Source organism: Streptococcus sp. ALY_211, from assembly GCF_058314555.1.
Genome location: NZ_JBZFUN010000004.1, coordinates 18,758 through 31,539, shown reverse-complemented (window position 1 = coordinate 31,539; position 12,782 = coordinate 18,758). Strand labels below are relative to the sequence as shown.

The following is a 12,782-nucleotide window of genomic DNA, read 5'->3' as shown; positions in this document are numbered from 1 at the left end:
ATTTATAGGAAAAATCCCTTCAGTAAGCACAAAAAGAAAGGGAGCTGGGACAAAAGTCTCAAACTCCTTCAATCTATTAAACTTAAAATCATAAGTCCTTATTTAAATTTTATAACTCCCAATTTATATAAAACAATTACAAGTACAATAATTGAAATAAAGGCAAATGCAGCAATAATAACATCTCTCATATCAACCACCTGAAATCACAATAATACAGCCTCTCAGCTGCGCCTATATCAGCGCCTCCAAGGGCGAATACACTTCCAACATCCAGGCTACCGGAAATTTCTAAAACAACTAAAATCACTCACAGCTCCATACTATCATTTAAACGTTTTATAAGCAGACCTTACTGACCAATTCGATTTCAATTCTTAACATATCAAAATAAGACTAAAATTTTCTGCTTTTCATTTTAATCGAGCTGCCTATCTACCAGCTTACAAGATAAACTAAGCTGGGACTAGTTGCCTCTTCTCATTGCTCTTAGTTAAAATCAGCCGAGAACTCTCTAACTCTTAACAATAATCATCAAGTCTGGTTCCAGTAACTATCCCGTGCTATAATATTCTTATGACACATTATAATACTATCGTAATCGGAGGCGGTCCTGCTGGTATGATGGCAACTATTGCCTCTTGCTCCTATGGACTCTCTACCCTCCTGATCGAAAAAAATAAGCGCTTGGGTAAAAAATTAGCCGGCACAGGCGGCGGTCGCTGTAATGTCACCAACAGTGGAACACTAGAAGACCTTATGGACGGCATTCCCGGAAATGGCCGCTTCCTTTACAGCGTTTTTTCCCAATTTAACAACCATGATATTATTCAATTTTTTGAAGATAATGGCACTCCTCTTAAGGAGGAAGATCACGGTCGTATGTTCCCAACAACAGATCAATCACGCACCATCATCCAAACCCTGGAAGGTAAGATCAAGGCGCTAAACGGACAGATTCAAACGGGCACCGAAGTTCTTTCAGCCAAAAAAGACGAGGGACGTTTTATCCTTCGTACTCCAGAACAGACGCTAAGCTGCGACAAACTCATCGTCACAACCGGTGGTAAATCCTATCCGTCTACTGGATCAACCGGATTTGGTCATGACATTGCTCGCCATTTTAAATTAGAAGTAACTCCTCTCGAAGCAGCAGAAAGTCCACTCCTAACCGATTTTCCCCACAAGGCCTTACAAGGTATTTCCCTCACTGACGTCACCCTGAGCTGTAACAAGCACAAAATCACACACGACCTACTATTTACCCACTTTGGTCTATCTGGGCCTGCTGCTCTGCGCTTATCCAGTTTTGTATCCGGCGGGGAACTAGCACATCTGGATCTACTTCCCAATAAAAGCCTGAAGCAAATCATAGAATTACTAGAGAAAAATCGAGAAAAGTCTGTCAAAAACACCCTGAAACAATTGCTGCCTGAGCGCTTAGCAGACTTTCTCAGCCAAGACTACCCTGAGAAGGTCAAACAGCTCAATCACCAAGACATAGACAAACTGACCGCCTCTATCAAAGAACTTCCCATAAAGATTACTGGTAAGATGTCCCTAGCCAAATCCTTTGTCACCAAGGGAGGCGTTGATTTAAAGGAAATCAATCCTAAAACACTGGAAAGTAAAAAAGTACCTGGACTTCACTTTGCTGGCGAAGTCCTCGATATCAATGCCCATACAGGCGGTTTCAATATCACATCCGCCCTATGTACCGGCTGGGTAGCAGGTTCAATCCATTAAAAGGATGTTCAAAAATTCTCATCCTTATTTGGTCAATTTTATTTGCTAGGCGCAGTGGTTGATTGGCGGTCCTTATCCCTTGCTAAGCAAGTGATAGCGGCCAGCCTAATCAACTTTGCGGAGGTGGGACAACAAAATCAAAACCGTGATTTTCTCACGGTTTATTGATTTTTGTCCCACTCTCTTTAAAGCACTTCTTTTAGAGCATTTATATCTTCTTGTGTCGTGGACCAGCTAGTTGCCAAACGAATAACCGTATGAGACTCATCATAGGGTTCCCAATAGCTGTAAGCCACTTTCTCTGCCAGATCCCCAAGATCTTCATTCTTAACAATGATAAACTGCTGATTAGTTGGAGACTCATAGTAAAATCGATAACCTTTATCATTTAGAATAGAGCGAAGCTGCTTGGCATAACCAATAGCTTCTCTACCGATTTTTGTATACAAGTCATCTTTAAAGAAGGCATCAAACTGAACGCCAATGACTCGTCCCTTGGCTAAAAGGGCACCATGTTGCTTGACCTGGGTCACAAAATGCTTGGGTTCATTTTTCTTCGTGAATACCACAGCCTCACCTATAAGAGAACCTAATTTTGTCCCACCGATATAAAAGACATCTACCAATTCTGCCAGGGTAGGCAAGTCCACATCATTTTCAGGAGAGCCTAAAGCGTACCCTAGACGAGCACCATCAACGTAGAGAGGGAGGCTGTAAGAACGACAGGCTTGACTGATTAATTCCAGCTCATGGCGACTATAAAGCGCCCCATACTCTGTCGGTTGCGAAATATAAACCATCCCAGGAAAAACCATATGCTCATGATTGCCATCAGCATAAAAAGTTTTCAGATAATCCTGCACATCCTCAGCCTTTATTTTACCGTGTTCTTGCGGAAGAGGTAGCACTTTATGTCCCGTAAACTCAATAGCACCTGCCTCATGGCTTGCGATATGTCCTGTCTCCGCTGCCAACACACCCTCATACGGTGCTAACACAGTATCGATAACAACCTGATTAGTCTGAGTACCACCTGTCAAGAAAGTCACCTGGGCCTCAGGACATTCACAAGCATTACGAATCTTTTCTGATGCCAGCTCCGTATAACGATCCATCCCATAGCCTGCTAAATTTTCCTCATTAGTCTCAATTAAAGCCTGCAACAATCTAGGATGAACACCTTCATTATAATCATTTTCAAAATGTAGCATACCTACTCCTTATAAATCAGAAAAATCATACAACTGAGGATACTGATCACACTCTGGATTCTTAGGGTGACAAATTTCACGACCAAAAAGGATCATGGCCTGGTGAGCCGCTAACCACTCTTGCTCAGGTAAAACAGACATCACGTACTTCTCAATCTCAAGCGGCGTTGCAGATTTTTTAACCAAATCATGGTGCTTGCAGATCCTCTCCACATGCGTATCTACCGCAAATGCAGGAATACCAAATCCCACACTCATCACCACATTAGCAGTCTTACGACCAACACCAGCCAAACTTTCGAGTTCTTTTCTAGTCTGAGGGACTACTCCCTGAAAATCAGCGACTAATTGTTGCGCACATTTTTTCATGTATTTAGCCTTATTACGATAAAGCCCCAGACTTGATATATACCGAGCTAATTCAGTCTCACTAGCTTCTGCCATAGCCTCTGGTGTCGGAAAAGCCTCAAACAGAGCCGGTGTCACCTTATTAACAGCAGCATCTGTTGTCTGAGCCGATAACAAAACAGCTATAACCAATTCAAAATTATTTTTAAAATGCAAACTAGGCTGAGCGTCAGGATAAAGCGCAATAATCTCCTCAATAACCTTTTTCGCCCGTTTTTTCGATAAAACCATAACACTCACCTCAATATTAGTGTCCAAATAAAACAACCCGAATACATCAAAAATGGTTTAAGCAATCACTTATAACCGACTAGCCTCAGCCACCTTCCACCATAACAGATGCAGTTCCTAATCCTAGGCATAAATCTTCTAGCTACCTTACTCAAGGGGCTCAAAGGCAAGACTGGGCTTAGCATTGAGTGACAGATCCCCATAATGCTTGTTCTCATTCTCAATAACAGCCGCCAGAGCAATCATACCCGCATTATCACCACAGAGACGAAGAGGAGGAATAACCACTTTAACATCCTCTGAAATTTCCTGACTCAAACGCTCACGCAATCCTTGATTAGCAGCTACACCACCAGCAACAACCAAAGTTTCTACAGGATAGAGCGCCAAAGCCTTCTTGGTCTTAGCCATAAGAATATCAAGAACAGCTGCTTGAAAGGAAGCAGCCAAATCTTCTATAGACAATACCTCACCTTTTTGCTGGGCATTATGATACAGATTAATAAAAGCTGACTTGAGACCTGAAAATGAAAACTCTAAATTATCTTCCTTAATCATAGCCCGAGGAAATTGATAAGTATCCTTACCTTTATGAGCTAGTTCATCAATTTCACGACCTGCTGGATAGCTCAAGCCCATCACTCGGCCAACCTTATCATAAGCCTCACCCACAGCATCATCTCGAGTTTCCCCAATAATCTTATAGTTACCAGGCTCACTGACATAAACCAGTTCAGTGTGTCCCCCCGACACCAACAAGGCTATAAGAGGATAAGTCAAGGGACCTGACTCACGCGCTGCCATCAAATGACCAGCCATATGGTTGACAGGGATTAAAGGTAGACCATTGGCCCAAGCAAAAGCCTTGGCAGCAGCCATACCAACTAAAAGCGCTCCAACTAAACCAGGACCATAAGTTACAGCAACAGCACTCAAAGATTTTACATCAACGTCTGCCTCTTTTAAGGCCTCCTTGATACAAAGAGTAATCACCTCAACGTGATGGCGACTGGCCACCTCTGGAACAACACCGCCAAAACGCTTATGACTCTCCACCTGACTAGCAATAATATTACTTAAAAGTTCACTCTCATTTTTCAGCACAGCTACACTAGTCTCATCACAAGATGACTCAATAGCTAAAATATATCTATCTTCTGCCATAAAACTTTGCTGATTCTTCATCGGAAAAAACAGCTTTCTCCTCACTTTCATCTAGCTTGACGTCTCATGATCAAGGCAGCCTCTATAGGATTATGGTAGTAGGCCTTACGCCTAGCCACCTCTTCAAAACCATGTTTACGGTAAAGATGATAAGCCCCTTGATTAGAGACTCTCACCTCAAGAAAAATGGCCTCCTCACGCTGGCTCAGATAAGATAAGAGTTTATCAGCCCTTCCTTGTCCTTGATAAGCTTGCTTAATAGCAATATTCGTTAATTCAAGCTCACCCGCCAAGTCTTGTACCGCCATAAAGCCAACAATTTCTTGACCATCATAGCTAAAAAAATACTCGCTGCTGTCCTTGGCAAGATCATCTCGAACTTGCTGATAGGTCCAAGGGGACTCCCCGTAGACATCTTTTAAAATATCATGAACAGCCTGACTATAATCCTCAATCCTCATCATACTCGCTTAATATAAGCTTCACTGCCATCTTCTTCATGATCTTTAAGCCAATTTTCCTCAGCTTCTACACGCTTGAGATAATTAGGGACAAAACGATCCACATCTTGTACTGGCAACTCCGCACCCAAACGACCAATAAAACTAGCACTAGGCAAACTTGGCAAGATTTTAGCGTCTGGTAACTCTTGAATAATCTGTTCTTTAAAACCGTCCACTTCACCTACAAAAGTCACATCTGAGTAGGCCTTAGCTCGCTCAATTACCTCAAGCATAGAAGCATGCCCTTCGGGCTCTACCAGATGGTACTTTTCATTATAAAATCCAGCGTAAACATTGTTACGTCTAGCATCCATCAAGGGAATCAGCACACCAGAAGTATGAGTATGACCACCAACTAAAGCTAGTAGACTCGAGACACCAACCAAATCCACATCTAACGTATAGGCCAAAGTCTTGGCAGTTGCCACCGCCACACGCAGACCAGTATAAGATCCAGGTCCTTGCGCTACAACTATACGCTCCAAATCGCTGGGCTCCCAACTAGCCTGAGCCATCAAAAACTCAACGGTCGGCATCAGACTAATACTATGATTCTTTTTTACCGTCAGTGTCAAATCCGCAATCAGGGCCCCATCTTCCAAAAGCGCCACCGACAAAGCCTGACTAGACGTATCAAATGCTAATAATTTCATGAACTTCCTCTTAATGATTCCACATAGAACGCTCTTTCAATTTTTTTTCATAAGATGTCCCTGCAATAAAGTCTTTAAAGATCTCACTAAGTCTTTCAAAGTCAATGTTTTCCCCTAACAGATGCTGATCATACTGGATTCTTATCTCTAGAATTTTAGGAATTAAGGTTTTCCCCTCAGATGATAACGATAAAAGACTAGCTCTTCGATCTTTTTCAGATATTTCCTTGGTAACAAGTCCCTTTTTAATGAGAGAGCTAACTAAGCGACTAGGACTTCTTTCCTCACAAATTAATAAGTCACCTAGTTCTTTTAAAGATAAAGGACCGTACTCTTGAAGAACAAGAAGAACCTCACTCTGATTGGGCGTTATATGCAAAGGCGCCAACAGATGAATTAACTCTTTATTCACTATGTTTTCAACACTTTTAAACATATACCTAAAACGAACTATTTCGTGTACTGACATAATTTTTCCTTTTATTTCAATCTCTTACTATTGTACAACAGATTAAGTAAATTGTTGACAATAAAATAGTTAAAAACTAGAATAGAAGAAAATAGATGACATGTCATCTATTTTTGAATTCATTAAAAGGAGATTTCTCATGAATACGATAACCCCCTCTCGAACCATTAGACACGCCTTTGTTACCGGAGCAACAGGACTTCTAGGAAATAACCTTGTCCGCGCTTTACTCAAAGAGAATATCCACGTTACGGCTTTGGTCAGGTCAATGGATAGAGCACAAAAACAATTTGGAGATCTTCCCATTCGTTTTGTTCAAGGAGATATTCTCGATCCAGAAAGCTATAAATCCCATCTATCCGATTGTGACAGCCTTTTTCACACAGCAGCTTTCTTTCGTGACAGCCATAAAGGTGGCAAACACTGGCAAGAACTCTACGATACTAATATCACAGGAACAAAAAATCTCTTGCAAGCTGCCTATGACGCTGGAATTCGACAAATCGTACACACCTCTTCTATTGCTGTGCTCAAAGGCCAGCCTAACCAGCTCATTGATGAGACAATGTCTCGCAGTCCCGATACCAAAATAGAATACTATCGCAGTAAAATTCTTAGTGAAAATGCCGCTAGAGATTTTCTGATCAAACACTCCGATTTGTTTTTGACCTTTGTGCTTCCGGGATCTATGTATGGTCCTGGTGATATGGGACCAACCTCTACAGGTCAGATGATTTTAAATTATATGCAAGGGAAAATTCCAGGGATTATCAAAGCTAGTTACAGTGTAGTTGATGCCAGAGATGTGGCAGATATCCATATCCTAGCTATGAAATATGGACGCAAAGGCGAACGCTATTTAGCTGCTGGTCAATACATGACCATGCAGGAACTAATGAATACTCTAGAATCAGTCACAGAGCTTCCTGCTCCTAAAAGAAACATTTCCCGTCCTCTGCTGAAAACCCTCGCCATGTGGAATGAAATCTATCATTCAATCACCGGAAAACCCGTCCTAGTCAGTAAAGATTTAGTAGATCTCTTTGCTGAAGAATACCAGCGCACCCACTTTGATAATACCAAGATGGAGACGGAACTAGGTGGAAACTTCCGACCAGTTGAAGAGACAATGATAGATACCATTAAATGGTATCGTAATCACGGCTATTTGAATTAAACAAAATAAAAACAGCACCTATGAATGAACCTCACCCTATTTATTGGATTGTGTATCCAACTTTTTGGGAGGCAATTCATAATGTACTGTTTTTTTATATTTCAAATAAATCAACTAATTGTGTATGTAAGAGACCATCTACAGTATAGCTTTCCATCTCTGGAGCATTAGCTAAGAAAAACGGATGGTTAACATGTGCTTCAAAAGCATCATGATCTTTCCATTTTTCAACGAAAGCATAATCACTATCACTATCCACAACTTTACCACAATCATAGTGCAAACAGCCTGAATGAGTATGCGATTCGGTCACAAAACGACTAGCAATAGCTTCGAATTCCGCTACTTTATCAGGTTTTACATGGCATAATGTATAACAACCAACTGCCATATGGATTCCCCCTTTCATTGAAATTAACCCAAGTCTATACTAATAGACAGGCATTGTAAAGTAAAAACCTAACTTAGTATCAAGGATTCTTCTCATCCTCCTTTTACGAATAAAAGGATTTGTGATACAATGTAAGTAATTATAAACAGTTCAGGTCAATTTTATTACACTAGACAATTTTATAGAAAAGTAGAAGTTATCAAAGTTGGACCAGGTAAGCTGACTTTGATTTCTTTCGTGTAACCGACCTTGACATTGCAGAAAGGAAACCTTATGATTTACAAAGTTTTTTATCAAGAAACAACTGATCGCAGTCCTCGTCGCGAATCAACACAAACCCTTTACCTAGACATCGATGCTACGACAGAGCTAGAAGGTCGCATCAAAGCCCGTAAGCTCATCGAAGACAATACCACCTACAATATCGAATTAATCGAGTTACTATCAGATAAACACCTTGAATATGAAAAAGAAACAGGTGCTTTTTCACTAACGGAGTTCTAATATGTCAAACATCAATTTAAAACCGGAAGAAGTTGGTGTCTACGCCATTGGTGGTCTCGGAGAAATCGGTAAAAACACCTACGGTATCGAGTATCAAGATGAGATTGTCATCGTTGATGCTGGTATTAAATTTCCAGAAGATGACCTCCTAGGTATCGACTACGTTATTCCTGATTATTCTTATATTGTTGAAAATGTTGACCGCATTAAGGCTCTAGTTATCACCCATGGTCACGAAGACCATATTGGTGGTATTCCATTTTTACTAAAGCAGGCCAATATCCCTATCTATGCAGGCCCTCTAGCCTTAGCTCTCATTCGTGGTAAACTCGAAGAACACGGTCTTCTACGTGACGCCACTCTCTACGAGATCAACGCAAATACTGAATTAACCTTTAAAAATCTGAGTGTTACTTTTTTCCGTACCACCCACTCTATTCCAGAACCCTTAGGGATCGTTATCCATACACCTCAAGGAAAGATTGTCTGTACCGGAGACTTCAAGTTTGACTTTACCCCTGTAGGTGAGCCAGCTGATCTCCATCGTATGGCTGCCCTCGGTGAGGAAGGAGTGCTATGCCTGCTCTCTGACTCAACCAATGCTGAGATACCGACCTTTACTAATTCTGAAAAAGTCGTTGGACAATCTATCATGAAGATTATCGAAGGCATCCACGGACGCATTATTTTCGCTTCCTTTGCCTCCAATATCTTCCGTCTCCAACAAGCTGCTGAAGCTGCTGTAAAGACAGGGCGTAAGATTGCTGTTTTTGGTCGCTCCATGGAGAAAGCCATCGTCAATGGTATCGAACTTGGTTATATCAAAGTGCCAGATGGTACATTTATCGAGCCCAATGAGATCAAAGACTACCACGCTAGTGAAATCATGATTATGTGTACAGGTAGCCAAGGAGAATCCATGGCAGCCTTAGCACGTATCGCAAACGGTACCCACCGCCAAGTGACCCTGCAACCTGGCGATACGGTTATCTTCTCATCCAGCCCAATTCCAGGTAATACCACAAGCGTGAATAAACTCATCAACACCATTCAGGAAGCTGGTGTTGAGGTTATCCATGGTAAGGTCAACAATATCCACACATCTGGACACGGTGGTCAGCAAGAACAAAAACTCATGCTACGCCTCATCAAGCCAAAATTCTTCATGCCCGTTCACGGAGAATATCGTATGCAGAAGGTTCATGCTGGTTTAGCAGAGGATACAGGCGTTCCACGTGATAATATCTTCATCATGGAAAATGGTGATGTGCTAGCACTTACCAGTGATTCAGCCCGTCGTGCTGGCCATTTCAATGCACAAGATATCTATGTCGATGGTAATGGTATTGGCGATATCGGGACAGCAGTCCTACGTGACCGCCGAGATCTTTCAGAAGATGGGGTTGTCCTAGCTGTTGCGACTGTCGACTTTAAGTCCAAAATGATTCTTGCAGGACCAGATATTCTCAGTCGAGGATTTATCTACATGAGAGAATCAGGTGATCTTATCCGTCAAGGACAGCGTGTACTCTTTAATGCAATCCGTATTGCACTTAAAAATAAAGATGCCAGCATTCAAAGTGTCAATGGTGCCATCGTCAACGCCCTACGCCCATTCTTATATGAGCAAACAGAGCGTGAACCCATCATTATTCCGATGGTGCTAACACCAGATAACAAAGATTAAGCAAAACAGTCTGAGACTTAAATCTCAGACTGTTTTTATTAGCCTAACACAATAAAACCCTCACAAGATAATCACGAGCAAGCAAAAAGGCTGAAATCTGTTAAAAACAAATCTCAGCCTTAGCTTATTCAAATCATTAACACTTTAAGTTAGTACAAGTCTAAATAAGTTTCAATTTCCCATTGAGATACAAAAGCAGCATAGCTTGACCATTCAAGGCGTTTAGCCTCAACAAAATTAGAATAGATGTGATCCCCAAGAGCTGCCTTAACCACATCATCTTCCTGAAGAGCCTTAACAGCATTGTGAAGAGTAGATGGCAAATCACGAATACCAGCTGCTTCACGCTCATCTTCTGTCATGATATAAATATTTGACTCTACAGGAGCCGGAGCTTCAATCTTATTAACAATACCATCCAAACCAGCTTCTAATAAAACAGCTAAAGCCAAGTAGGGGTTGGCTGTAGGATCGACAGAGCGCAACTCCAAACGTGTCCCCATACCACGTGAGGCTGGTACTCGAATCAATGGTGAGCGATTTTGTCCCGCCCAGGCAATGTAGACAGGAGCTTCATAACCTGGCACCAAACGCTTATAAGAATTTACAGTTGGATTAACGATAGCTGTGTAATTATAAGCATGTCGCATCAAACCACCTAAGAAATAGTAAGCCTCCGAAGATAACTCCATCCCCTTAGGATCTTCTGGATCAAAGAAAACATTCTTCCCTTCTGCATTAAATAGAGACATGTTACAGTGCATCCCTGAACCATTGATACCAAACTTAGGCTTTGCCATAAAGGTAGCATACAGACCGTGCTTACGAGCAATTGTTTTAACAACCAACTTAAAGATTTGAATGTTATCACAGGCCTGTAAAACATCACTGTATTTGAAATCAATTTCATGTTGACCGACCGCTACTTCATGATGGCTAGCCTCAACTTCAAAGCCCATTTGGGTCAAGACATTGACAATCTCACGTCTGGTATTATCAGCTAAATCTGTTGGAGCTAGATCAAAGTAGCCCCCCTTATCATTAACTTCCAGAGTAGGGTTATCATTATCATCCATCTTAAACAAGAAAAACTCAGGTTCAGGACCTAGATTAAAGGATTGAAAACCGAGATCCTGCATATGCCTTAGCGCACGTTTAAGATTACCACGTGGATCCCCTGCAAAAGGTTCACCCTGTGCGGTATAAATATCACAGATCAAGCCAGCTACTGCTCCATTTTCTCCCCCCCAAGGAAAGACTGTCCACGTATTCAAATCAGGATATAAGTACATATCAGATTCATTAATACGTACAAATCCTTCTATTGAAGATCCATCGAACATTGCTTTATTAGATAAGACCTTGTCTAATTGCTCATCTGTAGCTGGAATTTCAACATTCTTCAGCGTTCCAGCTATATCAGAAAACATCAGACGTAAAAAAGTAACATTTTTCTCTTTGACTTCGCGACGGATATCGTCGACAGTGATAGACATGGCAGCCTCCTTTTTATTTCCATGCATCAGAGCACCTAGTACTCCTGGGTCAACTAGCTATACATCTATATGATTACGTCCCTAAAGACGAAAACCACCTATATTGGAATTCGGGGCATTGAAACGTGCTTGATTATGCAATTCATTCTGTAGGATATGACGGACATCAGCATCAGATAAGTGCCTATGACGCTTGGCAGCTACCTCCTCACGCTTTTTGTATTCCTGCTTAACCTCAGAAATATTCATACCCTCATTCAAAAAATCTTTGATCTCAAGCAAAAGATCCATATCATTTAAAGAATATAAACGGCGATTGCTAGATGTACGATCAGGGGTCAAAAGCCCTTGTTCTTCGTAATAACGAATCTGTCTAGCTGTCAAGTCTGTCAATTTCATAACAGAACCAATAGGAAAAACAGCCATTGAACGGCGGAACTCTTTTTCTTTCATGACAACCCCTTTCCCCACCATTATATTCTGAAAATTCCGACCTGTCAAGGTCTATGTCAGATTTTATCACATCAAAAACAGCTCTTTGATGAGAAGAGCTACTTTTTATGTCGATGTGAATAAAATTCCAAAATCTTAAAATCAATATTAACGATGATAGCAATAAAGACACCAAGGAAAGTCTCCCCAATCCTTGCCAGGGTATAGACAAACGCATCTCCAGTAGGTATAGAGAGAGTAATAATCAATAAAGCTGCTACTGCACCAATAATACCCGCCTTATTATTAATTGCGACATTGGTCATAATAGTCAACATCGTAAAAATAGGTACAAAAATTAGCGTAATAACAACACTATGGTGAAATAATTCATTAATGACAAAAAATAATAAAGAATAAATACCTCCAATAGTGTTACCCATTATACGCGACCACCCAAAATGGACACTTTGGTCAAAATTTTCTCTTAGGCTAAAAACAGCAGTTAAAGCACCAATCTGAAGTCCCTCAAACCCAAAAAGAGTAAAAAGACAAAGTACCAAAAAAACAGCCAAACCAGTCTTAAGTGTTCGCAGACCAAGGCGAAATTCTTTCCAATTAAAACGATGATTTTTCAAAATATAAAAAGACTTTCTAGAGATATCTGACAATATTCTAACATAAAATAAAGTGATAAACCATTTCTTCTG

Annotated in this window: 14 protein-coding genes; 4 read left to right on the top strand and 10 right to left on the bottom strand. The window is 41.0% G+C overall.

Features of this window, described 5'->3' with window-relative positions; all coding sequences use genetic code 11:
- Positions 1 to 576: 576 nt before the first annotated feature.
- Positions 577 to 1,746 (top strand): aminoacetone oxidase, encoded by a 1,170-nt coding sequence (gene aao, locus AC4HAJ_RS04680; protein WP_491079000.1) that lies wholly within the window; start codon positions 577 to 579, stop codon positions 1,744 to 1,746.
- 185 nt (positions 1,747 to 1,931) lie between these two features.
- Here aao and AC4HAJ_RS04675 read toward each other — a convergent pair whose 3' ends face one another.
- From AC4HAJ_RS04675 to AC4HAJ_RS04650, 6 genes are all read right to left on the bottom strand, one after another.
- Positions 1,932 to 2,957 (bottom strand): threonine aldolase family protein, encoded by a 1,026-nt coding sequence (locus AC4HAJ_RS04675; protein ID WP_491078999.1) that lies wholly within the window; start codon positions 2,955 to 2,957, stop codon positions 1,932 to 1,934.
- A 9-nt stretch (positions 2,958 to 2,966) separates the two neighbouring features.
- On the bottom strand, positions 2,967 to 3,596 hold the full coding sequence (nth, locus tag AC4HAJ_RS04670) for an endonuclease III (protein WP_491078998.1): 630 nt from the start codon (positions 3,594 to 3,596) through the stop codon (positions 2,967 to 2,969).
- Positions 3,597 to 3,743: 147 nt separating this feature from the next.
- Positions 3,744 to 4,760 carry a tRNA (adenosine(37)-N6)-threonylcarbamoyltransferase complex transferase subunit TsaD gene (tsaD, locus tag AC4HAJ_RS04665; protein ID WP_491078997.1) on the bottom strand — a complete coding sequence of 339 codons (1,017 nt, stop codon included), beginning with the start codon at positions 4,758 to 4,760 and terminating at the stop codon, positions 3,744 to 3,746.
- Between the two features lie 47 nt (positions 4,761 to 4,807).
- Positions 4,808 to 5,221 carry a ribosomal protein S18-alanine N-acetyltransferase gene (gene rimI, locus AC4HAJ_RS04660; protein ID WP_491079148.1) on the bottom strand — a complete coding sequence of 138 codons (414 nt, stop codon included), beginning with the start codon at positions 5,219 to 5,221 and terminating at the stop codon, positions 4,808 to 4,810.
- Complete coding sequence (tsaB, locus tag AC4HAJ_RS04655; protein WP_491078996.1) at positions 5,221 to 5,916, bottom strand: tRNA (adenosine(37)-N6)-threonylcarbamoyltransferase complex dimerization subunit type 1 TsaB; 696 nt, start codon at positions 5,914 to 5,916, stop codon at positions 5,221 to 5,223. Before tsaB ends, rimI begins: the two co-directional genes overlap by 1 nt.
- Before the next feature lie 10 nt (positions 5,917 to 5,926).
- A complete protein-coding gene (locus AC4HAJ_RS04650) occupies positions 5,927 to 6,385 on the bottom strand; it encodes a MarR family winged helix-turn-helix transcriptional regulator (RefSeq protein WP_491078995.1) in 459 nt (152 codons plus the stop codon).
- Positions 6,386 to 6,524: 139 nt separating this feature from the next.
- On the opposite strand from AC4HAJ_RS04650, the gene AC4HAJ_RS04645 reads away from it, so the two are divergent.
- Positions 6,525 to 7,562, top strand: a complete 1,038-nt coding sequence (locus AC4HAJ_RS04645) for an SDR family oxidoreductase (protein ID WP_491078994.1) — start codon at positions 6,525 to 6,527, stop codon at positions 7,560 to 7,562.
- Positions 7,563 to 7,656: 94 nt separating this feature from the next.
- Here the strand turns inward: AC4HAJ_RS04645 and AC4HAJ_RS04640 are convergent, their stop codons facing one another.
- A complete protein-coding gene (locus AC4HAJ_RS04640; protein ID WP_491078993.1) occupies positions 7,657 to 7,953 on the bottom strand; it encodes a putative quinol monooxygenase in 297 nt (98 codons plus the stop codon).
- A 273-nt stretch (positions 7,954 to 8,226) separates the two neighbouring features.
- Between AC4HAJ_RS04640 and AC4HAJ_RS04635 the strand changes: the two genes are divergently transcribed.
- Together AC4HAJ_RS04635 and rnjA are read left to right on the top strand one after the other, a co-directional pair.
- Positions 8,227 to 8,457: a DNA-dependent RNA polymerase subunit epsilon gene (locus AC4HAJ_RS04635; RefSeq protein WP_491078992.1), complete on the top strand. Its 231-nt coding sequence runs from the start codon at positions 8,227 to 8,229 to the stop codon at positions 8,455 to 8,457.
- Between the two features lies 1 nt (position 8,458).
- Positions 8,459 to 10,144: a ribonuclease J1 gene (gene rnjA / locus AC4HAJ_RS04630; protein WP_491078991.1), complete on the top strand. Its 1,686-nt coding sequence runs from the start codon at positions 8,459 to 8,461 to the stop codon at positions 10,142 to 10,144.
- 149 nt (positions 10,145 to 10,293) lie between these two features.
- Here the strand turns inward: rnjA and glnA are convergent, their stop codons facing one another.
- The 3 genes from glnA to AC4HAJ_RS04615 all read right to left on the bottom strand — a co-directional run bounded on the left by glnA (position 10,294) and on the right by AC4HAJ_RS04615 (position 12,767).
- On the bottom strand, positions 10,294 to 11,640 hold the full coding sequence (glnA, locus tag AC4HAJ_RS04625) for a type I glutamate--ammonia ligase (RefSeq protein WP_491078990.1): 1,347 nt from the start codon (positions 11,638 to 11,640) through the stop codon (positions 10,294 to 10,296).
- 81 nt (positions 11,641 to 11,721) lie between these two features.
- Positions 11,722 to 12,093 (bottom strand): MerR family transcriptional regulator, encoded by a 372-nt coding sequence (locus AC4HAJ_RS04620; RefSeq protein ID WP_491078989.1) that lies wholly within the window; start codon positions 12,091 to 12,093, stop codon positions 11,722 to 11,724.
- Positions 12,094 to 12,191: 98 nt separating this feature from the next.
- Complete coding sequence (locus tag AC4HAJ_RS04615) at positions 12,192 to 12,767, bottom strand: FUSC family protein (protein ID WP_491079147.1); 576 nt, start codon at positions 12,765 to 12,767, stop codon at positions 12,192 to 12,194.
- Between the last annotated feature and the right edge of the window lie 15 nt (positions 12,768 to 12,782).

Bases quoted from the DNA above. Each gene is read 5' to 3' on its own strand.
- aao (WP_491079000.1), top strand. From the start codon at position 577: ATGACACATTATAATACTATCGTAATCGGAGGCGGTCCTGCTGGTATG.
- AC4HAJ_RS04675 (WP_491078999.1), bottom strand. From the start codon at position 2,957: ATGCTACATTTTGAAAATGATTATAATGAAGGTGTTCATCCTAGATTG.
- nth (WP_491078998.1), bottom strand. From the start codon at position 3,596: ATGGTTTTATCGAAAAAACGGGCGAAAAAGGTTATTGAGGAGATTATT.
- tsaD (WP_491078997.1), bottom strand. From the start codon at position 4,760: ATGGCAGAAGATAGATATATTTTAGCTATTGAGTCATCTTGTGATGAG.
- rimI (WP_491079148.1), bottom strand. From the start codon at position 5,221: ATGAGGATTGAGGATTATAGTCAGGCTGTTCATGATATTTTAAAAGAT.
- tsaB (WP_491078996.1), bottom strand. From the start codon at position 5,916: ATGAAATTATTAGCATTTGATACGTCTAGTCAGGCTTTGTCGGTGGCG.
- AC4HAJ_RS04650 (WP_491078995.1), bottom strand. From the start codon at position 6,385: ATGTCAGTACACGAAATAGTTCGTTTTAGGTATATGTTTAAAAGTGTT.
- AC4HAJ_RS04645 (WP_491078994.1), top strand. From the start codon at position 6,525: ATGAATACGATAACCCCCTCTCGAACCATTAGACACGCCTTTGTTACC.
- AC4HAJ_RS04640 (WP_491078993.1), bottom strand. From the start codon at position 7,953: ATGGCAGTTGGTTGTTATACATTATGCCATGTAAAACCTGATAAAGTA.
- AC4HAJ_RS04635 (WP_491078992.1), top strand. From the start codon at position 8,227: ATGATTTACAAAGTTTTTTATCAAGAAACAACTGATCGCAGTCCTCGT.
- rnjA (WP_491078991.1), top strand. From the start codon at position 8,459: ATGTCAAACATCAATTTAAAACCGGAAGAAGTTGGTGTCTACGCCATT.
- glnA (WP_491078990.1), bottom strand. From the start codon at position 11,640: ATGTCTATCACTGTCGACGATATCCGTCGCGAAGTCAAAGAGAAAAAT.
- AC4HAJ_RS04620 (WP_491078989.1), bottom strand. From the start codon at position 12,093: ATGAAAGAAAAAGAGTTCCGCCGTTCAATGGCTGTTTTTCCTATTGGT.